We start from the raw sequence: 19,835 nt of genomic DNA, 5'->3' as shown, positions 1-19,835 counted from the left end.
ACATTTCACGATGAGAGCGGAAAGGAGGGAGGCTAGGTTTCACCGGTTAGGGAATGATGGAAAGCACCAGATATTCGAGGCCCTAATGTGACGCCGTGGCGAGCACTCGGATTAAAATCATTAATAAACAAATGGTTAAGCTTATCTCTTGTTGACTCAACGAAGGAGGGAAGGGGTGGGAAAATTACCATGACTAATAAAGTGAATCAGCATCTCAAGTTGCTAATAATCTGGTTCTATTTGCTGTGAGACTTTCCTATTGTCTGGGCTATTCGGGTTTCGCTTAGAGGTTAGCGTCAGCAAAGCGAGGCCGGCTGCTTTTCGACGTTCAACGGTAACCCATCAAGCCACCATTGTTTGCACCGGCTTGGCTAGCCTTGCTGCCAGACGGTCTATCACACAGGAGGATCCATGCATTTCTCAGCACCTAAACTGACCGGTCTCGGTCTCAGTATTCTGATGGTATTTTCAGGGGGGCTTCAAGCCGCCCAGACTCAGTATGATGTCGTGATCAATGCTGCCCGTATTATCGATCCGGAAACCCAGATGGATAGGATCGGCAATATCGGGGTTATGGGCGACCGTATTGCCATTATTACCGATGAACCACTTCGGGGCACTCAGGAGATCGATGCTCAGGGCCTGATTGCCGCACCAGGCTTTATCGATCTGCATGTCCATGGCCAAGATCCCTACAGCATCCGGATCGGTGCCCTCGACGGCAAAACCACCCAGATGGATCTGGAAGCCGGCTCTATGCCCATCGACAAATACTACGACTACAAGGCCGGCCGCTCTCTGTCCAACTATGGCACCTCGGTCGGTCACGCCATGGCACGGGCCTGGGTGATGGACGGCATCGACCCTGAAGGTCCGGGCATGTTGACGGGGATGCTGCATAAAGCCGCCGCCACCGGAAACCAGTGGGCAGGACGTCAGGCAACGGATGAGGAGTTGGATAAGATCGATACCCTGATCGCCGAAGGCCTCAAGGCCGGTGGCCTCGGGGTTGGGATCATGGCGGGTTATTACAAGGATGAAAGCAGTGAGGCGATGGCTCGAGCTGCCAAAGTGGCCGCCGATCACGACAGCTTTATTACCGCCCATGCGCGCTACATCAGCTTGTTCCAACCTTCCGGGGTACTGGGACTGCAGGAGATGATTGCCCTGTCCACCAGCTATGATGTCCCCTTGTTGCTGCACCATGTGCCGACCAATGCCCTGGCCGATACTAAGTTTGTCCTGGATCTTATCGATGAAGCCAACGCCAATGGGGCCAACATTGTCGGCGAGATGTTCCCCTATGAGCACGGTTCCACCTTTATCGGTACTGAGATCCTGAGCCCAGGCTGGCAGCAGCGGATGGACATGGATTACGGCGATCTCAACTGGGTTGAGACCGGCGAAACCCTGACCGAAGAGAGCTTTAACCGCTATCGCAGTGAACAGCCCTTTGGCATGTTCATCATGAATCACATCAAACGCCCGGATATGATGGTGGCATTGGAGCACCCGAGCGTGATCATCGGCAGTGACGGCATGGTGTTCTCGGACGACAAAGGTCAACTGCTGCCGGAAGAGACCGCCTACGGCGAAGGCCTGGGGCATCCACGTGGTGCAGGCACCTACGGCAGTTACCTGCGTATGGCCCTCGACGGTGGTAAGCTCAGTCTGCCTCAGATCCTGGCCAAGACCAGCTTGTTGCCCGCGCGTTTCTTGGAGCCAGTGGCGCCGGAGATGGCGCTGCGCGGCCGTCTGCAGGAGGGGGCTTATGCTGACATCACCCTGTTTGATCCCGCTACCGTCAATGGCACCGCCGATTACCCAACGGGCTTTAACAGCCTGCCCTCGGTCGGCTTTCAGCATGTCATTGTTAACGGTGTTGCCGTGGTCGAGAATGGCGAAGTGGTGAGTGGTCGCTATCCTGGGATGCCGGTTCGAGCGCAGCAGTCTAAGGATTGAACGACAGCGGCAAGTTCGGCCGCGAAGATCTAAAGCAACGAGGCCCGGCATGACGTCCTGTGTTGGACCTCGTTATTCTGGCTTTGTTGTGGCTCGATAATGTCGGGCCTTGCACCAGCAAAGCTGGCGTACAAAAAATGCCAGTCAGGGGACTGACTGGCATGGGTTCGAAGGGTATCCCCCTAGGAGGGAATGGGAAGAATCAAGCCCCCAACATCTTCGCCGAATGCGGTGCCCACCTGTGCGCCCAAGGCTGAGCCAGCTCCAGTTCATAGGCCAGCTCAAACAGGGTCTGTTCATCCCCCATCTTAGCGACAAAGTGACTGCCGATCGGCAACCCGGTGCGGCTCATGCCCAGCGGTACCGACATCGCCGGCAAACCCAGGGCGTTTTGTACCGGGGTGTACGGCAAATAATCAAACACGCGGCGAGCCATGGTTTCATAGTCGAGGCTCGGATCGTAAAGGTGGCCCAACTTTGGTGGTGGAGTGCCCAGTACCGGCGTTAGCAACAGATCAAAGGACTGCATCCATTGCGCCACGGTGCCGTCCAGTTTCGCCATATACTGGTGGCCTTTTGCTGCACCATCACTGCCAATAGAGCGGCCAGCCAGTTCGAAGTCCGTGGTAAAGCGCTCGAGCAATCCGGACTCCGCCGCCGGTTTGCCACTCATGGCTGAGACGGCCGCCACCAGTTGGGAAGTCTTCTCGGCGAAAATCGCATGGAAGTTTTCCTCGAATTCAGCACCACTGAATGGCAACGCGACTTCCATCACGGTATGGCCCAGAGACTCACAGAGTTTTGCGGTCGCTTCGATGGCGTTTCGTACATCCTGATGGGGCATATGGCCAAAATAGTTAGGCACACACAAGCCGATCTTCAGGCGTCGTTTGCTTGGCCCGGTCACCACATCGAGGGGCTTAAGCGGCGCACCCGCCGTTCGGTTTTGGGTCATCGCAAACAGCAGGGCACTGTCACGAACGCTGCGACTGATGCAGCCATCCACCATATGCTCGGCTTGATCCGATGAGCCTGCCAGCATTCGCATCCGACTCGGCTTCAGGCCAAACAGGCCGGCACAGGAGGCCGGAATGCGAATAGAGCCGCCACCGTCCGAGGCATGAGCGAGCGGCAAGATCCCTGCCGCTACTGCGGCGGCAGACCCCCCACTGGAGCCCCCCACTGAGTGCTCCAGATCCCAGGGATTGCGACAGGCCCCGAGAAACTTGCTCTCGGTGGAAGGGATCAGGCCCACTTCCGGCATGTTGGTCTTGCCCAAGGGGATCAGGCCAGCGGCTTGATGGGCATCCACCATCGGCGCGTTTTCGGTCGGCACGTTGTTCTGAAATACAGCGGAACCATTACTGGTACGAACGTTTGCCATATTGACATTGTCTTTCAAGAGGAAAGGCACACCCGCCAGTGGCGCGTCAAGATCCACGTTTTCCGCCGCTTCGAGGGCCTGTTCGAAGGTTCGGGTCGTTACCGCGTTGATCGGGCCATCCAGGGCTTCGATGCGGCCAATCGTGGCTTGAATCAGCTCTTTTGCGGAAACCTGCTTGGTGCGAACCAGGTTTGCCAGGCCAGCGGCGTCATAATCGATGAAAGCGTCGATGGGGGTTTTGGGGGTGCTGGAGCCCGCCCAGGACGGCAGTGCCATGGCGGCCAGTCCCACTGAGGTGCCCTGAATAAATCGTCTGCGCGTTACCATTGGTCTCTCCTGATTTAATTTCAGTGGTCCGTAAAGACACTTTTTTATGATCTCTATCCACTCTTTAAAGTCACACGCTCACCCTTGTTTGCCATAGTTAACAGGGGCATTTGACGGGAGCTTTATATGGAGGGGAAACCATTAGTGACCGAACTCCAGAATGTTCTCAATAGATAAGGTTGAAAAGTTTGAACTGGTCTAGCCTATTTGCGCCTTCCCAAATAAAAGCCTCGTTTAATGGAAAGGGTTTGTTAATGCATGATGTATAAGTGTAGGGTTGGGTTTATTTTGCTGCGAGCATGTTGCTGCGGGTGATGGACGTGATTTGACTTGTGCCTAAAGTTTTCGTTGCGCACCTGTGATGGAATCGCCTTCCCTTATATACCTTTGATATTAATGGTACTTGTCTCTTCTGTGGCGGTGTTTTTGGTCGGCTCGTGGGCCAACCTATAGGTCGAAGGCACTTGTTATGAAAATCCAATTTTCTGTGGCTGGATATTAGAAGAGAAGTAACGGCAACGGATGGGTTAATGGAACTGTTGCTCGTATTTTAAATGCCATTCTTGTAACGGGAAAAAGCCAAAGGCCTTGGTTTTTAATCAAGAAATCAAAGAAAATTGTGATTCCTTAATTTAACACCTGGCTAATCATCTCGCGACATTTACGTTTTCAATAGTGGCCGTGAAATCTGTCTGATGGTTTGGTGAGTGTGCGACTTGTTTACGTTTAACATTCTACTGATTCATGTTTAAGTAACTGAGTCTGGCTCACACGGATAGGTTTTTAGGGGATTAAATTGACTTGGTACAGACAAGGCAAGCGCTGTGCAGGTATGCCTGAGTCCGTAAGAGCAGTTTTTCCTCAATTTTGCTTCCCTGCTCTCATGAGTCCTGAGGGGCTATGTCCAGTCCATCGTTTAAAGGCACGGGAAAAGCTGCTGAGATCGGCAAAGCCCAATCGATAGGCGATGTCGGTCAGGTTAGCCTGCCCGAGGGACAGCAGTGCCATGGCACGCTCTAACCGGAACTCATCGAACAGGGCGCGAAAGCTGGTGCTTTGGGCCGATAGACGTCGGTTAAGGGTACGAGTGCTGATCCTTAGCTGATGAGCGATAGTCGCCGAGTCCACACCATTGAGATCGTCCAGGTTCGCCAGTGCCACCTGTACCTTGACCACCATGTTGTGCCGTTCCAACAAAGCCAATTGCTCCCGCAACAGGTTCTTGCTGTTACCATGGATGGCATCGTTGCTATGGGGCAAGGGCCGCTCAAGCTGATCGCGGCGAAAGCACAACTTGCGCAGTGGGCTGCCGGTTTGGATCCGGCAGTTCAGCGCCTGCTCGGCCATCGATCGCATATGGGGTTCGTAGGGCCAGTTTCCGATCGCCAGCAGGGGGACACAGCCACTTGCTCCGTGTAGTAGACGGATCAGGGTGGCCAGGTAGAGGGTGGTTCCGACGACGGACACTGGGGTATTGGCGCGCTCTTCCAGGTGATCAAAGACCCACAGCTCGGCGTCTCCACTGCCCGATTCGTGCAGCTGCAGGCGGAAGGGAATGCTGAGCACAGCGCTGAAGCGGGCCACCAGTTTCAGGGCCTGCAATAAAGACGGTGCGGTCCACAGGGCCAGGCTGTAACTGTCAAAGGTGAGCGGACTTACTGGATGAGTATCATTCAGTAAGGCGGGCAGATCCCTGCGTTGCTCCGGCAGAGCAAACAGGTACTCCCGCAGGTGTCGAATATCCTGCACCGTTTCGCCCAAGCTAAGCAGGCGGGCCCAGCCGGGGTGGACTCGATAGTCCTGTTCGGCGCCAATGTCGCGAAGAGAGTGTTTTTCCATGGGGAACAGGGTAAAGAAAAAAGGTGGCCAGGCCACCTTTTGTTATCGTCTTTGCGGGGTTAAGCCCGGTTTAGAAGAACCACTTGTAGCCGACTTCGACGACCAGATCGCCTTCGTCGCCGAGTCCGTTAACCGTTTGGTTCGTGTGTGACACCTTGGTCATCAGCCACTGGGTGCGACTTTGGTTGATCGGCGCACTGATAAAACCGTTATAGGTCATGGTGTCGATATTCAGGGTATCGCCAGACAGACTCAAGAACTCAGGGGAAAACTGAATAAAGGCACCTTGGCCGCCGATAGGCAGGGTGGCATACAGGTTGGCGGCGTAGCCATCCACGTCTTCACCAAACATGGAACCTGTGGCATAGGCCAGGTTCGGGAACACCATCAGCTTGCCGCCGGTGTATTTAGGGTTGATCAAACCGATGGCACCGAACGCCGCGATCTTGCTGTCATCTGCGCCAACGTTGCTGTAGTGCATAAAGTCGGTGCTAAAGCCGATCCGAGGCATCAGGCCATTATCAATGGCGTGTACCTGGAAGTACTGGGCGCGGCCATTGAGGTAGTCCATGCCAAATTCATCTTCATTCCGGCGATCGCCCCAGTAGGCTTCGACAAAGCCGGCGAACTGGATGTCATCACTCCAGGCACCGGTCGCCATGGCGGAGGTGCGAAGGTTAGCGTCAGAAGTAACAAAGACCGCAGCCTGGGTGTAAACCCGGGTCAGATCGGAGGGATCGATCAGCGCTTCTTCTTTGGTTTCTTCGGCCTGGGCCAGGGACAGGGGGCCGAACAGGGCGGCCAGGATCAGCAATCGTTTCACTATCATTTCCTTTGTAACGGGCAGGGTGTAAATTGCAACCTTCTGGTCACACATGTCCCAACTTCATTATTTGCCAATACAATCACTGGCTTATGTGCACATCTTTCAGATAGTCATGCTACCAGAGGTGGGGATTGCGGCTTTCCCTTGTGCGCCATTCGTTTGCCCTAATGCGCCACCGGCGCATTCTGTGAGCAAGGTGGAGAAAGGGCCTAAAAAGGCCCTCAGCTTGGCATTGGTGGTGTCTGACTATTTCTGCTTACCCAGTCGGTCCATCACCAGGGTCGTAGCCACCTTGGTGCCCTTCTTGATGGCATTCAGATCGACCTGGTAATCCCCATTGTGGGGTACGAAGGGAACAAACTGCCCCTTGGCACGGGCAGCAGCCACCAACCCAGGCTCTGCGGTGCCCACCTTGACGTAGGCGATCTTCACCCCTGGGATCTGCTCCACCAGGGTGGTGGCATCCTCTGAACCCGCCATCGCAAACTGTGGCACGACGGTGTCGACGAAAGAGGCATCACGCAGGGAGTCTTGGATCTCTTTGGTCAGGGCGTCATCGTTGACCACGGCGGCGGCATAACCCTTGTGGGTGTAGGTCGGCATCTTGTCTTCATCGACGCCGTTGGCCAGGGCGATGCTGTCGGAGATCCGTTTGATCCCCTCCACCATCACCTTCTGGACCTCAGGGGTGGAGAAGTGCAACTTCAGCTTCAGGGTCGCCTCTTCCGGGATCACATTGTTATCGACCCCGGCGTTCACCGCGCCTATGGTCAGCACGGCGGTTTCCGCCGGATCGGTGAAGCGCGACACCACGGTTTGCAACTGGGTGATCGCTTGGCCCGCCATCAATACGGGATCCTTGGTTTCCTGCGGGGTTGAGCCATGGCCGCCGACACCGTGGAAGGTGATATCAATATGCTCAGAGCCTGTGCTGATCCGGCCTGGCGACGCCACCACGGTGCCGGTTGGCAGCGGGATGGTGTGCAGTGCCAGGAAATAGTCCGGCTTAGGCACGCCGTGAGTGGTGTAGAGGCCGTCATTGACCATGGACAACGCCCCTTCGATGGGCTCCTCAGCGGGCTGAGCCAGCACGACCAGGGTGCCGGACCAGTTGGCCTTGTTCGCCGCCATGGCGCGGGCCATGCCGATCATCCAGGTGGTGTGGGCGTCGTGACCGCACATGTGAGAGACGTGGGTCTCGATCCCGTCCAGGTTCTTTACCTTTACCTGGCTGGCGTACGGCAAGCCGGTCACCTCTTCGACCGCATTGGCGTCCATATCGGCGCGGTACATCACGGTCGGGCCTTCGCCGTTACGCAGGACCCCCACCACCCCGGTTACGCCAATTTCCGTTTTGACCTCAAAACCCAGTGCTTCGAGTTCCTTAGCAACGATCCCCGCGGTGCGATACTCCATAAAACCCAACTCCGGGTTGGCATGAATGTCCTTATACACGGCTAGCAGATGAGGAGTGTCGAGCTCGACCTGCTCAAGAGCTGGGTTCGCATAGGCTGACAAGCTCAGCAGTCCCGCAACCATAGTGGCGGTCAAACGGCGGGGAAATCGCTGTGTTTTCATTGTTTGTTGTTCCCTTATCCTAATTGGTCAATGCATTTGCTTTACGAACTGCTGCCGAATCTACGCAAGAAAATATCAACAAACACATGCATAATGTGCGGGATACCCCTACATTGGAGTGGCTATGATCACCCTGGAACAGATCCATTGCTTTCGACACGTGTACGAATGTCAGTCCTACAGCGCCGCCGGACGGGCCTTGAATAAAGAGCGCAGTACGGTACGGGAACACGTCGGTGCCATGGAGGATCTGATCGGCCAACGGCTCTTCGAGGTGACGGGAAAGCGTGTTAAACCGACGGAAAACGCCCACTTCCTCTATCCGCGGGCACTGCACCTGAGTAAGCAGGCGGGGGATTTTCAATGGCTGGCGCAGTCGCTGCTCGGTAGCGAACTGACCGAACTCACCTTGCTCTACGATCCCCTGTTGCCGATGGATTACCTGGCCCAGATCGAGGCGGCGATCTTGAGCAGCAATCCGATCCTGGCGCTGAACTGGCGCAGTGCCAATCGAGATGAGGCGTACCGGCAGTTAACCGAGGCAAAAGCCGAATTGGCGATCATGGCGGCGCATAACCGGGCCATGACCGCCTCTGAGATCCAATCGGTAAACTTGGGAGGGCTCCCCCTCGGAGCCTATGCGATGCCACTGAGCCAATTGGCCACTCAAGAGCCCTTGACCCAGGCCGCACTGCGTCGTGAGCGCCAATATATGACGGCCGATCCCCAGGCCGGAGGTATTGCCGATCTGCGCCTGTCGGATCGCTGCCACTGGGTGGCAGATCAGGCTATGATGATCGCCATGATCCGTCAGGGAGGGTGGGGGATCCTGCCCCACGCCGTGGCCGAACCCCATGTGCAAGCCGGGACCCTGGTGGCACTCTCCCCCGTGGAGGTACTCAAACCCTTTGCTCAGCGTCTGTGCCTCTACTATGGCCTCAACGGAGAGCGTTACGCCGAGATCCGAACGGCTATCCAGGCGGTGAAGAAGGTGAGTCTGGACAGGCTATGCTAATTCCCCGATCGTTACCGTGAGAGCGTTAAGCGGAGGGCTTGATGAACAGCCGTGGACGTATGAAAGCAGGCTGGATCCGATTCTTATGGGCAGAAGGTGCGCTTCCCTGAAGCGCCGGGTAGCACGCATCCCTCCAGGCGCATTAGCCGGTGCTCATGGCTGATGGCAATGCGGGTGGGGATCCCGTTGTAAAAAGCCCGGACTTGCCATTGGCCCTCGGAATAGTCCAGTTCCCCGATGGCGAGGATGGTCCCTTCTTGATCAAAAACACCAACCTCATCGGTTTCATGCAGTGGCTCCTTCGGGGTGAAAAATACCACAGTGCCTTTCCGATAACGGGTGTTATGGTTGTCGATCTCCACGGTAATGTAGCCACTGACCGTGGTCATTCTTGGCATGATCACATAGCGCGGCGACACAGTCCCTAAAGAGAGAGTCTGGCGGACTTCGGCTGTGAAAATGGTGGCATCCTGGCTATACCACTCCTCCCCAGCCATATCGAGGTGGTGGTGGAAGTAGGCCATGGGTTTTCCGACGAGTTGGGCAAAACGGGCGATAAAGTCGGTGTTGAGCGCAATGTTACCCCTCAAGTACTGGGAAAAGGCTGACTGCTTCATCCCCAACTTGTTTGCCGCCTCGGCTTGGGTGGTGTGATGGGCTTTCTTGTACTCATGCCAACTGATGCGGATCCGCTCCAGCACCTCTTCGCCGTAGGCGGTATTCTTTATTTTCATGGCGTCTGTGGTTCCCAATGCGTGGGTCTCCGGCTGGATCTCCTTTACCTGAGACTCTCTGTTTCCAGTAGTGCCGGTATGAGTGGGGTTACTCGAGAGGGGTAATACAGCACAGAGAGTATCAGTAAAAATTACCCTAAGTAATATTTATAAGGGCCGACTCGGGATCCCTTGCAACGAATCATCACTGCCGCGACAGCATGGATGCGGGTGAACGGCCAACCAGGGCTCTTCTTGACTGTGGGCCCAGCCCTGGCGCCCCACGGCGTCCATTGGGTGCTTATCCCTGTTCCCACCTTGTGCAGCAGCGCTCCCGGCCTGAATCGGTTTGATGGCTGCGCAGCCCCTGTTTCGTAAAAGGCCCGTCTAGGAGATCCCGCCCAGGCATTTAAACCTCAGGTGCTTACCCCGACCTTCGCTGGTTCCTCTGGCCTCCGGGGGCTCAACCTTGCACCACTGGGCGTCAGTCAGGCACCGTCAAGTTGGCGATAAAGCGGCGGGGCACCAATGACAGCGGATCCGACTTGCTCCCCGCACTGGCTTGAACAAGCAAGCCAGGAACACATTTGCCAATGAGATCCCCGCAAGTCTGCGATGAAGGCTTTTTGCATCGAAGGGCTGTTCAAGGGTGTTATTCACGATCTTGGCAGACCTCGCCCTATAAGGGGCTGCTGCCGGAACTGTCCATTTTGGGGACTAGGTTGTGCTTCTTGCTCATTGCATGGTGGAGCAGCAGGAAAAACGACAAGATAAATCCCTTTAAATACATGGTTTTAATCCCTTGCTCTGGGAGCGCTCGAGCAACTAGTCCGAATGGACGATGTTGCTTCTGTGCCCCCTCCTTAGCTTAAGTTCAGTTCTTTATTGTTGTTCCGAACAATAAAAAAATGCAGTTCAATGTGACTTGAAAGCCATTATTTGTCGGTGGAGTTAGCCGAATGCTTGAGCGACCTCTTGTGGGGCCAGGCAATAAACAGATCCATACAAAGCCATATCAGGGAGAGGGTGATGACAAAACAGTCGGTGCGATTCCATTCGATTTTGGGACGGTACAGTTCCTTGGCGCTGGCGGTTGCCGCCGCCTTCAGTGCGGTACCAGGAAGTGTTCAGGCCGAGGAAACACGGGCCAGGAGTGCGGGGATCGAGCGGATCACCGTGACTTCCCAAAGGCGAGAAAAACCACTGCAGGAAACCCCGGTAGCCGTATCGGCCTTCGATGATACGGCCATTGAAGCCCTGGGCATCGAAGATCTGACCGATGCCAGTGCTTATGCGCCAAACGTCGTGCTTAAACGGACCTTTGGCAGTTCGTTTAATGTGGCGATGAATATCCGTGGTAATTCCACTTCTGAACCTTCTCTGGCGATCGATCCTAAAGTCGGCATGTATCTGGATGGTGTCTATCTGGCCCGCAGTGCAGGTGCGGTGTTCGACATTGTCGATCTGGAGCGGATGGAGATCATGCGTGGTCCCCAGGGGACCCTGTGGGGACGCAACACCACAGGGGGAGCGGTCTCCATGACCACCCAAAAGCCGCTGGGAGAGTTTGCCTTCAAGCAGCAACTGACTTTTGGTAACTTCGGCCGGTTCCAGTCGGTGACCTCGGTGGATACGCCGATGTTAGGAGACCTTTCTGCCAAGCTCACCTATATGAAGAAGCAGTGGGACGGTTGGGCCACCAACACCTTTCCCAATGCGGCAGAAAAGGAGTTGGGGGCGGAGGATATCGATGCCTTGCGCGTCGCCCTGCGCTATGAACTGGGCGACAATGTCCTCATTGATTACGCGTTCGACATGACCGATGGCTGGGGGGTTGCTTCGCCGATGCAGGCGGAGAATGTGATCCCTACCTTGGGCCAGATCCCCTTTGGGATCTACACAAGAATGAGCGATCTGTTGGTGGGCAACATGAACCCACACGACTTTGGCAATCCTTTCTACCAGATGGCGCAAACCACAGCCGGAGGCGCCAAGCGGCCCGATCGCATCGCCTTGGACAGCGAGGGGCGTGAAGATCTTGAGATCCAGGGACATAGCCTCAATATTGCCTGGGATCTCTCGCCCGCCGTGACCCTGCGTTCCATCTCTTCCTACCGAAGTTACGACTCGGAGCGTCTCGGTGGTACCGATACGGACGGCGGCGCCTACGTTGGCCTGATGGGCAATCCCATTCCGGCGTTTGTCTCGGTCGGACAAAAAGAGCAGGATCAATGGTCCCAGGAGTTCCAACTGGTGGGCGCGGCGCTGCAGGGCAAGCTCAACTACGTGGCGGGCCTGTACTATTTCAGCGAAGAGGGCAGTGAGAACAACCCCTGGGCCATCACCATTCCCACGGGGCAAACGGTGCCGGCCACGGAGCAGTTGGCCGCCATGTATGGGGTGCCAGCAGGGACGCCCTTTCCGGTCTTCCTGTCGGTGGACACCTGGGGCAACTTCTACCGCATCAAGAGCGATGCGGCAGCGGCTTATGCCCAGTTGAATTACCAGCTTACCCAGCAGTGGGGCCTGACCGCCGGGGTACGTTACAGCTATGACGAGAAGGAGTTGACCCTGCTCGATAGCGATCCCCTGTTGCCGACGAACCTGTCGGGGAAGGAAGATTGGAGTGAGGTGACCACCACCTTTATCGTCGATTACATGCCCAGCGATGACCTCAACTTCTACCTTAAGTATGCCGAGGGGTATGCCGCCGGGGTGTTTAACCCGGGTACCAAGGATCTGGGTGCCTTCCTGCAGGGTAATGCCGAGGGGGTTTTCGCCGGCACCCTGGTTCCGGCCGATCCTGAGCGTACCGACTCCTACGAACTGGGGATGAAGTCCATGTGGGCGGACGATCGCCTGCAGGTGAACGTGGCCGCCTTCTATAACGACAACTCCAACCTGCAGGTGACCGAGTTCCGTGACAATGTGCGCCTGATGCTCAACTCCGGCAGCTCATCGTCCAAGGGCGTCGAGGTGGAGTTGGTGGCCAATCCGCTGGCTGGCCTGTTTATTCATGGCAGCTATGGCTACTACAAGACCAAGAATGACTCCAGTGACTTTGATTTTCAGCCAAACGAATCGGCTTCGCTGGGGATAGGTTACGACTGGCAACTCGGTCGTTTGGGCAACCTTAATGCCCGGGTTGATTACAGTTACTTGGGTGATCAGTACTTTAACTTCGAAACCAGTGCCACGCCGCTAATGGAAGACTCCTATAGCCTGGTGAATGCCCGCTTGACCCTGTCCGACGTGCGGGCCTTGGGCGGGCGGGTCAAGCTGGCGGCCTGGGGACGTAACCTGGCGGATGAGGAGTACCGGGTCTATGGTGCCCAGTTTGCCGTATACCAGGGATATAACTGGGGCGAGCCTCGGACCTATGGTGTCGATCTGACCTACGAGTTCTAGATTTTCCAGCCATGGGTTAATAAAGCGGGGAGCTAGGCTTCCCGCTTTTTTGATGTGTTTGGGCGCTTTGCAGGAAATATTACGCCTTAGGGAGTGCGGCTTCATAGCAGGGAGAGGTGGGTGGGTCTGAGAGGATCGCGGATCCGGCAGTTCAGAGAGACCGTAAATCGTTCAGGCGGGAGCTAGACTTTAGTCTAAAGAAATTTTTTTGTATTTCGGTACAGAAAAAAACATCTATAAAACAGCCGCTTAAAAATTACTTTCGCAAGACTCATTTGCTTAGTCCAAATGAGTGATGTTGCTTTTTTAGCCCCTGTTTACCTTGGTCCCAAGTCACGAACATCATCCAAAGCAGTGACGGGCATTCGGCTTGCCGCTCCTTCCCAGAGCGAGCGCCGGAGTCAAAAACGATAGCAGGAGAGGCAGAGCATGGCAGTAATGGAAGTACAAGACTCAAAGACGTTCCCACGGTTAACCACATTGGCGGTGGCGGTACTTTCCGTCCTGTCCACGGCGTCGGTGAATGCGGCGGAAGAGCAAGAGAGGAAGGCAGGGATTGAGCGGATCGAAGTGACGTCCCAGCGTACTGCCAAACCTTTGCAGGAGACCCCGGTCGCGGTCTCCGCGTTCGATGAAACCCTGATCCAGGATCTGGGCATTGAAAATGTGGCGGATGCCGGTGCCTATGCCCCCAACGTGGTGATGAAGCCAACCCTGGGCAGTGCCTTTAACATCGCCATGAACATTCGTGGTAACTCTACCGCAGAGCCTTCGCTGGCGGTGGATCCCAAAGTCGGGGTGTATCTGGACGGTGTCTATATGGCGCGAAATGCCGGGGCCGTGTTCGACATTGTCGATCTGGAGCGGATCGAGATCATGCGGGGCCCTCAGGGCACCTTGTGGGGCAAGAACACCACGGGCGGTGCGGTTACCCTGGAGACCAAGAAGCCGTTAGGTGAGTTTGCCCTCAAGCAGCAATTTACCGTAGGCAGCTTCGGTGAGAAAAAGTCCATCACCTCCATCGATACGCCGATGCTGGGCAACCTTTCGGCAAAGTTCACCTACATGTACAAGGATCGCGAAGGCTGGGCCGATAACCACTTTACCGGTTCGACCGGGGCTGATCTGGGCTCTGAGCGAGCGGATGCCTTCCGGGCGGCCCTGCGCTATGACGTCAGTGATAACGTGATCATCGATTACGCCTTTGACTACACCGATGGGGAAGCGGTTTCGCCGCCGCTGCAGATCGCCACCGTTGAGTCCGGGGTGACTAACCCGCAAACGCCATTGTTTATCGGTGTATTGGGTGGGCCCGTATATGGCGGCAACCCCTTTGTTCAGATGGCGGCCCTGGCCGAGGGCAATAAACGCAAAGAAGATTTCACCCTGGCCAACCAAGGTCGCGAGTTTGTCGACATTTATGGCCACAACTTGACCCTGAACTGGGACATCAACGACGCCGTGACCTTCAAGTCCATCACCGGCTACCGTGCCTATAAGTCCGATGTGAGCGAAGGGCTGAACACCGATGGCGGCGCCTACTATGCCAGCCCCATGGTGGGTTTTGGTGCCAACGGTCCCGAGTTTGGTGCACCTGAGCTGGTGCCGATCTTTAAGACCGTCAACCAGAAGAAGCAGGATCAATGGTCTCAGGAGTTCCAGCTGCTGGGGGCGGCCTTCGATAGCAAGCTCAACTATGTGGCGGGTCTCTACTACTTCGAAGAGGAAGGCCAGGAGAACAACCCTTGGGAGATGATGTTGAATCTCGATGGTCAAACTCTGGATTACATCCTGGGACTGGGCGGCGTACCAGCGGGCCAGTTCCCCAATGGCGCCAACATTCTCGCCCAGGACTGGGGCGTGTTCTACAAAACTAAGAGCGAGGCTCAGGCCGCTTATGCCCAATTGAACTATCAGCTGACGGACAAGTTGGGCCTGACCGGTGGGTTGCGTTACTCCAAGGACACCAAGGAGCTGACCCTGGTGTCGGCCTGGGATCCTCAGTTGGATGCCGACATGAGCGCGGAGAAGGACTGGGACAAACTGACCGTTACCGCCATTGTGGATTACCAATTCAGCCGCGATCTGGGTGTCTACGCCAAGTATGCTCAGGGCTATGCTGCGGGGATCTTTAACCCAGGTACCGTCAGCCGTTTCGGAGCGCTGTTGGGCGGTCAGGCTGATCATGCCCCGGCCTTGATGGCGGCAGATCCGGAGGATACCGATTCCTACGAGCTGGGACTGAAGTCCATGTGGTTTGAGGACCGACTGCAGTTCAACGTGGCGGCGTTCTTTAACGACAACAGCAATCTGCAGGTGACCGACTTTGTAGATGGGATCCGGATTGCGACCAACTCAGGGGAGTCCGAGACCAAAGGGGTGGAAGTCGAATGGATGGCCAACCCGATCGCCAGCCTGTTTATTAACGGCTCCTACGGCTATATGACCACCAGTAACAACGATGCCCAGGCCGATGGCGAGGATCGTAATACCGGCGCATTGGGAGTGGCTTATGAGTGGGAGCTGGGTAGCTTTGGTTACCTTAACGCCCGTCTCGATGCCTTGTACCAGGGGGAGCAGGGCTTCTCGGCCGCCGATCCTTTGCTTAAAGCCGATGATTACACCCTGCTCAATGCCAGAGTCAGCCTGTATGACATCAAGGCACTGGGTGGCATGCTCAAGTTCTCGGCTTGGGGGCGCAACCTGACCGATGAGGATCACATCGTTCACGGCGCCAACTTCGGCGCATACCGTGGCTACACCTGGGGCGACCCACGGAGCTTTGGCCTGGATGTGAGCTACGAGTTCTAAGTTGGTGTAAGGTCACAAACAAGGCGGCGAAGTCTCAGACTTCGCCGCTTTTTCTTGTCCTATTGGGTCTCATCAGTACACTGCGCTGCGAGCAAAACTCACTAGACTGATGAAAACGATGAAAGCCCTACCTACCCTATTTGCCCCACTGGTTGTTGGTCTGTGTCTGACAGCCCCCGCCAATGCTTTTAACTTTGATGCCCACGTTATTGGTGCCGAACACAGTTTCCGCATGCTGCCCTCGGCCGTCCAGGATACCTATGAAGCGGAAGCCCAGGCGCTGCTTGACCGGATCGAGGATGAGGAGTTGCTGGAGTTTCTCAATCGCTATGAAGCATCTGCCTTTGCCCGGACCAGCATTCTGCCGGATCTGTGGCGGCGAACCGAGCTGCCGGATACCTTTGCCCACTTTGGCTTGACCCTGCCCGAGAGCATTGCGGCACTGCCGGAGAAGGCGGGCAGCATGGGCCACTACATCAACCATGGTTACCAGCCCGGCCAGAGTGAGTTGACTGACTCCAGCGTCCGGGTACCGAACGTCACCACGGTACTGCCTGCCTTTAAGGCGGCACTGCCTCAGGTCGAGGGGCTGGAGCGGGCGATCGTCAACGCTTACCTCACCCATTTCGTGTTTGATGCGACTCAGCCGATGCACTCCATCGCCTGGATCAATGACGACTACCCGGCGGGGGATCTGGGGGGCAATGCCACCTGTTTCCAGCGCGATCCCATAGCCGGCGGTTGTGCCCGTAACCTGCACTCGCTGTTTGATACCCTGGCGGGCTGGACCGTGTCCTACCGCATGGGCATGAGCATGGATGAGGCGGTTGCGGAGATCGCCGCCAGTGAGGCGCCTGCAGAGCAGAGTCGTCGTTATCTGCCCATCGTCCAGTTGGCCAAGGAGTCCAGTCAGTATGCCGAGGCGATCTATGGACCTGTGCTCAATGGCCCCATTGACAGCAAGACGCAGCGCGAGGCTTATCAAGAACAGTGGCAGCCCGTACTGAAGGGACGCCTGAATCTCGCCGCCCACCGCCTGGCCGATTTCCACCGAGCTCGGTTGCAAGATGAATCGGCGTTTTTAGCCGAGTGAGCCCTGGCCCGTCGGGGCCATCATTGATTTAGCCCAAGTCCGGGTCAATTCACGCCCGATGCGACCTCGCATCGGGCGTTTTCGTGTCACACTCTATGCAGTGTTCTTCGTTCGCCAGGAGTGTGCCATGTTGACCCTCAACTGCCATGGGGCGGCCGGTGAAGTGACCGGTTCACGCCACCTGCTTGAGTTCGACGGAGCCCAGTTGCTGCTCGATTGCGGCATGCATCAGGGGCATGAGCTGAGTAAGAGACTGCGTCGGGATGCCTTTCGTTTTAAGCCGCGGCAGTTGCAAGGGGTGATCCTCTCCCACGCCCACCTGGACCATTCCGGAGCGCTGCCCCTGCTTATGCGACGGGGTTACCAGGGGCCAATCTTCTGCACCGGGGCGACCCGTAACCTGCTGGCGGTGATGCTCAAGGATGCCTGCAATCTCTACCTGAGGGATCTGGAGCGCGACAACCTGGTGCGCAAGCGCAAGGGGCAGAAGGAGCAGGCGCCGGTTTACGGCATGGAGGAGGTGCTGGCGGTATTGGAAGCCTGCGTGGTGGTGGATTACGACAAGCCGACCCAGGTGTTACCCGGTGTCACCCTGCGCCTGCTCGATGCGGGTCATATCCTCGGCGCGGCCATGGTGCACCTGACGTTCGAGGGGGAGGAAGGAAAGCAGACTCTGCTCTTTTCCGGCGATCTGGGCAATACCGAGTCTCCGCTGATGCGCGATCCGGTCTCCGTGCCACCCTCTGACTTCGTCATGATGGAGAGCACCTACGGGGATCGGCTGCATCGCAGCTACACAGATACCCTCGCCGAACTGGAGATGGTGCTGGCCCAGGCAAAGGGGGGAGTGGTGTTGGTACCGGCCTTCGCCGTCGGGCGGACCCAGGAGATCCTGTTTCAACTGGGGCGCTTCTATCATCAAGGAAAGCTTCAGGGCTGGCACGTGGTGCTGGACAGCCCCATGGCCATCGAGGTGACCCGGATCTATGACCAGTGGCTGGAACTGCTGGATCCCGAGGATCTGGCATTGATGGATGCCAAGGACAGCATGACGCTGGAAGCGTTTTTACCCTGTCTGCACCTGACCGAGCGGGCGGAAGACTCCATGGCGCTCAACCAGATCAACCAGGGGCTGATCATCATTGCGGGCAGCGGCATGTGCAACGGCGGCCGCATCGTGCACCACTTCAAGCACAGGATCTGGCACGACAAGACCCAGATCCTCTTCACCGGTTTTCAGGCCCGTGGCACCCTGGGACGTAGGCTGGTGGAGGGGGAGAAGCGGATCCGCCTGTTTGGCCAGACGTTTGCGGTACGCGCGGCGATCCATACCCTGGGCGGATTCTCGGCCCATGCTGATCAGGCGCAGCTGTTGGCCTGGTTGGCCAGGGTGCCGGGTCAGCCCAAGGTGATGCTGGTCCATGGTGAGCCGGAGGCCCAGGCCGTACTCCGGGATCAGATCCGGCAGCGGCTCGGGCTGGATGTCACGGTCCCCAAGATCGGCGACACCCTGGCCTTGCATGGGTGAGATTAAGGCTTGAGTGCATAGGTCGTGTTCCCGGCGCAGGTTTTTGCTATCCTGCGGCCAGTGAATTTGAACGAGCAGCACGATGAAACATCATATTGTTCCGGTGACACCCTTCCAGCAAAATTGCTCCCTGGTATGGTGCGAGCAAACCCGCAGCGCCGCTGTGATCGATCCCGGTGGGGATATTGATCGGATCCTGGCCGCGGCCGCCGAACTTGGGGTTAAGATCGAGCAGATCTGGTTGACCCACGGCCATATCGATCACGTCGGAGGGGCCAAGGCCCTGGCTGATCAGTTGGCCATCGAGATCATCGGTCCCCACAAGGCCGATAACTTCTGGTTGGATACCCTGGGCAATCAATCCCAGATGTTCGGCTTCCCCATGCTGGCCACCTTTACCCCGAGCCGCTTCCTGGAAGAGGGCGATGTGCTCACCCTGGGCCAGGAGCAGATTGAGGTGATCCATACCCCGGGCCATACGCCGGGCCATGTGGTGTTCTTTCACCGAGGTGACAAGCGCGCCTTCGTTGGTGACGTCCTGTTTCATGGCTCCATCGGGCGCACGGATTTTCCCATGTCCAACCATCAGGATCTGATCCGCTCCATCACCACCAAACTCTGGCCCCTGGGCAATGATGTGGAGTTTGTTCCGGGACACGGTCCGGGGGCGACCTTTGGTGATGAGCGCCGGGCCAATCCCTTTGTTGCCGATGGCGTATTGCAGGGCTGAGTAAATGAACAAGAAAGTATTGGGCCCGTTGGTTGGGCTGGCATTGGCGTTGTCGGCGCCACTGGCCGCGCTTGAGGTGGGACAGGCACTGCCGTACCTGACGTTGGACGATCAACATGGCCAAGCCCATGCGGTTCCCGGTGATCTGAACTATCTGGTCTTTACCCGGGACAAGGCGGGCTCCGATGTGGCCAGCAGTGCCCTGGCGGGCATTAAGCAGGACACCTTGGCTGAGGCCGGTATCGTCTATATCGCCGATACCAGCATTATGCCGGCCTTGATCACCCGGATGTTTGCCCTACCCAAGATGCAGAAACAATCCTTCCTCACCCTGATGGATAGGCAGGGCGCCGCCACTGCCGCGTTCCCCTTCGAGGATGGCAAGGTGAGCCTGATGCAGTTTGATAACGGCGCCTATGCGACCGTGCAGCATCTGGACGATCCCGAAGCCCTCAAAGTCTTGCTAGGACTCTAGTTAGCCAAGCATTCAGACCGCGTCGGAAACTCTTCCGGCGCTTTTTTCTCTCCTCCTATTTGTCTCCTCTTCCCACGCTAGCCGGTGAGCTGTTACTGCCCAGGGGCGGTTAGAGTGTTTTCTCTACACAAGCTGGCAGCAAAGCA

At 56.7% G+C, this 19,835-nt stretch carries 13 protein-coding genes; 8 read left to right on the top strand and 5 right to left on the bottom strand.

Annotated elements, in window-relative coordinates; genetic code table 11:
* Positions 1-411 precede the first annotated feature (411 nt).
* Positions 412-1,962: an amidohydrolase family protein gene (locus AC2D8U_RS00160; RefSeq protein ID WP_484617008.1), complete on the top strand. Its 1,551-nt coding sequence runs from the start codon at positions 412-414 to the stop codon at positions 1,960-1,962.
* A gap of 202 nt (positions 1,963-2,164) precedes the next feature.
* On the opposite strand, the gene AC2D8U_RS00155 is transcribed toward AC2D8U_RS00160, so the two are convergent.
* The 4 genes from AC2D8U_RS00155 to AC2D8U_RS00140 all read right to left on the bottom strand — a co-directional run bounded on the left by AC2D8U_RS00155 (position 2,165) and on the right by AC2D8U_RS00140 (position 7,916).
* A complete protein-coding gene (locus tag AC2D8U_RS00155) occupies positions 2,165-3,673 on the bottom strand; it encodes an amidase (RefSeq protein WP_484617007.1) in 1,509 nt (502 codons plus the stop codon).
* A gap of 861 nt (positions 3,674-4,534) precedes the next feature.
* A complete protein-coding gene (locus AC2D8U_RS00150) occupies positions 4,535-5,548 on the bottom strand; it encodes a helix-turn-helix transcriptional regulator (protein WP_484617006.1) in 1,014 nt (337 codons plus the stop codon).
* Positions 5,549-5,582: 34 nt separating this feature from the next.
* Complete coding sequence (locus AC2D8U_RS00145; protein ID WP_484617005.1) at positions 5,583-6,335, bottom strand: hypothetical protein; 753 nt, start codon at positions 6,333-6,335, stop codon at positions 5,583-5,585.
* Positions 6,336-6,584: 249 nt separating this feature from the next.
* Complete coding sequence (locus tag AC2D8U_RS00140) at positions 6,585-7,916, bottom strand: amidohydrolase (RefSeq protein ID WP_484617004.1); 1,332 nt, start codon at positions 7,914-7,916, stop codon at positions 6,585-6,587.
* 124 nt (positions 7,917-8,040) lie between these two features.
* Between AC2D8U_RS00140 and AC2D8U_RS00135 the strand changes: the two genes are divergently transcribed.
* Positions 8,041-8,931 (top strand): LysR family transcriptional regulator, encoded by an 891-nt coding sequence (locus AC2D8U_RS00135; RefSeq protein WP_484617003.1) that lies wholly within the window; start codon positions 8,041-8,043, stop codon positions 8,929-8,931.
* 83 nt (positions 8,932-9,014) lie between these two features.
* Here the strand turns inward: AC2D8U_RS00135 and AC2D8U_RS00130 are convergent, their stop codons facing one another.
* Positions 9,015-9,665 carry a helix-turn-helix domain-containing protein gene (locus tag AC2D8U_RS00130; protein WP_484617002.1) on the bottom strand — a complete coding sequence of 217 codons (651 nt, stop codon included), beginning with the start codon at positions 9,663-9,665 and terminating at the stop codon, positions 9,015-9,017.
* Between the two features lie 1,008 nt (positions 9,666-10,673).
* On the opposite strand from AC2D8U_RS00130, the gene AC2D8U_RS00125 reads away from it, so the two are divergent.
* The 6 genes from AC2D8U_RS00125 (at position 10,674) to AC2D8U_RS00100 (ending at position 19,689) form a co-directional block, all read left to right on the top strand.
* On the top strand, positions 10,674-13,052 hold the full coding sequence (locus tag AC2D8U_RS00125; RefSeq protein ID WP_484617001.1) for a TonB-dependent receptor: 2,379 nt from the start codon (positions 10,674-10,676) through the stop codon (positions 13,050-13,052).
* A 429-nt stretch (positions 13,053-13,481) separates the two neighbouring features.
* Positions 13,482-15,863, top strand: coding sequence for a TonB-dependent receptor (locus AC2D8U_RS00120; RefSeq protein ID WP_484617000.1), 2,382 nt, complete (start codon positions 13,482-13,484; stop codon positions 15,861-15,863).
* Between the two features lie 118 nt (positions 15,864-15,981).
* Positions 15,982-16,956 (top strand): S1/P1 nuclease, encoded by a 975-nt coding sequence (locus tag AC2D8U_RS00115; protein WP_484616999.1) that lies wholly within the window; start codon positions 15,982-15,984, stop codon positions 16,954-16,956.
* Between the two features lie 127 nt (positions 16,957-17,083).
* The gene (locus tag AC2D8U_RS00110; protein ID WP_484616998.1) at positions 17,084-18,484 is read left to right on the top strand and encodes an MBL fold metallo-hydrolase RNA specificity domain-containing protein; all 1,401 of its coding nucleotides are present in this window, start codon (positions 17,084-17,086) and stop codon (positions 18,482-18,484) included.
* 82 nt (positions 18,485-18,566) lie between these two features.
* Positions 18,567-19,214 carry an MBL fold metallo-hydrolase gene (locus AC2D8U_RS00105; RefSeq protein WP_484616997.1) on the top strand — a complete coding sequence of 216 codons (648 nt, stop codon included), beginning with the start codon at positions 18,567-18,569 and terminating at the stop codon, positions 19,212-19,214.
* A 4-nt stretch (positions 19,215-19,218) separates the two neighbouring features.
* The gene (locus AC2D8U_RS00100; RefSeq protein WP_484616996.1) at positions 19,219-19,689 is read left to right on the top strand and encodes a hypothetical protein; all 471 of its coding nucleotides are present in this window, start codon (positions 19,219-19,221) and stop codon (positions 19,687-19,689) included.
* Positions 19,690-19,835: the final 146 nt, after the last annotated feature.

It is taken from the genome of Ferrimonas sp. YIN67, from assembly GCF_057219095.1.
The sequence above is the reverse complement of the archived record's forward strand: the minus strand, read 5'-3'. Positions and strand labels throughout refer to the sequence as shown.

What these genes read in the sequence shown, in the direction of transcription:
- AC2D8U_RS00160 (WP_484617008.1), top strand. Translation starts at nt 412, where the DNA reads ATGCATTTCTCAGCACCTAAACTGACCGGTCTCGGTCTCAGTATTCTG.
- AC2D8U_RS00155 (WP_484617007.1), bottom strand. Translation starts at nt 3,673, where the DNA reads ATGGTAACGCGCAGACGATTTATTCAGGGCACCTCAGTGGGACTGGCC.
- AC2D8U_RS00140 (WP_484617004.1), bottom strand. Translation starts at nt 7,916, where the DNA reads ATGAAAACACAGCGATTTCCCCGCCGTTTGACCGCCACTATGGTTGCG.
- AC2D8U_RS00135 (WP_484617003.1), top strand. Translation starts at nt 8,041, where the DNA reads ATGATCACCCTGGAACAGATCCATTGCTTTCGACACGTGTACGAATGT.
- AC2D8U_RS00130 (WP_484617002.1), bottom strand. Translation starts at nt 9,665, where the DNA reads ATGAAAATAAAGAATACCGCCTACGGCGAAGAGGTGCTGGAGCGGATC.
- AC2D8U_RS00125 (WP_484617001.1), top strand. Translation starts at nt 10,674, where the DNA reads ATGACAAAACAGTCGGTGCGATTCCATTCGATTTTGGGACGGTACAGT.
- AC2D8U_RS00120 (WP_484617000.1), top strand. Translation starts at nt 13,482, where the DNA reads ATGGCAGTAATGGAAGTACAAGACTCAAAGACGTTCCCACGGTTAACC.
- AC2D8U_RS00115 (WP_484616999.1), top strand. Translation starts at nt 15,982, where the DNA reads ATGAAAGCCCTACCTACCCTATTTGCCCCACTGGTTGTTGGTCTGTGT.
- AC2D8U_RS00110 (WP_484616998.1), top strand. Translation starts at nt 17,084, where the DNA reads ATGTTGACCCTCAACTGCCATGGGGCGGCCGGTGAAGTGACCGGTTCA.
- AC2D8U_RS00105 (WP_484616997.1), top strand. Translation starts at nt 18,567, where the DNA reads ATGAAACATCATATTGTTCCGGTGACACCCTTCCAGCAAAATTGCTCC.
- AC2D8U_RS00100 (WP_484616996.1), top strand. Translation starts at nt 19,219, where the DNA reads ATGAACAAGAAAGTATTGGGCCCGTTGGTTGGGCTGGCATTGGCGTTG.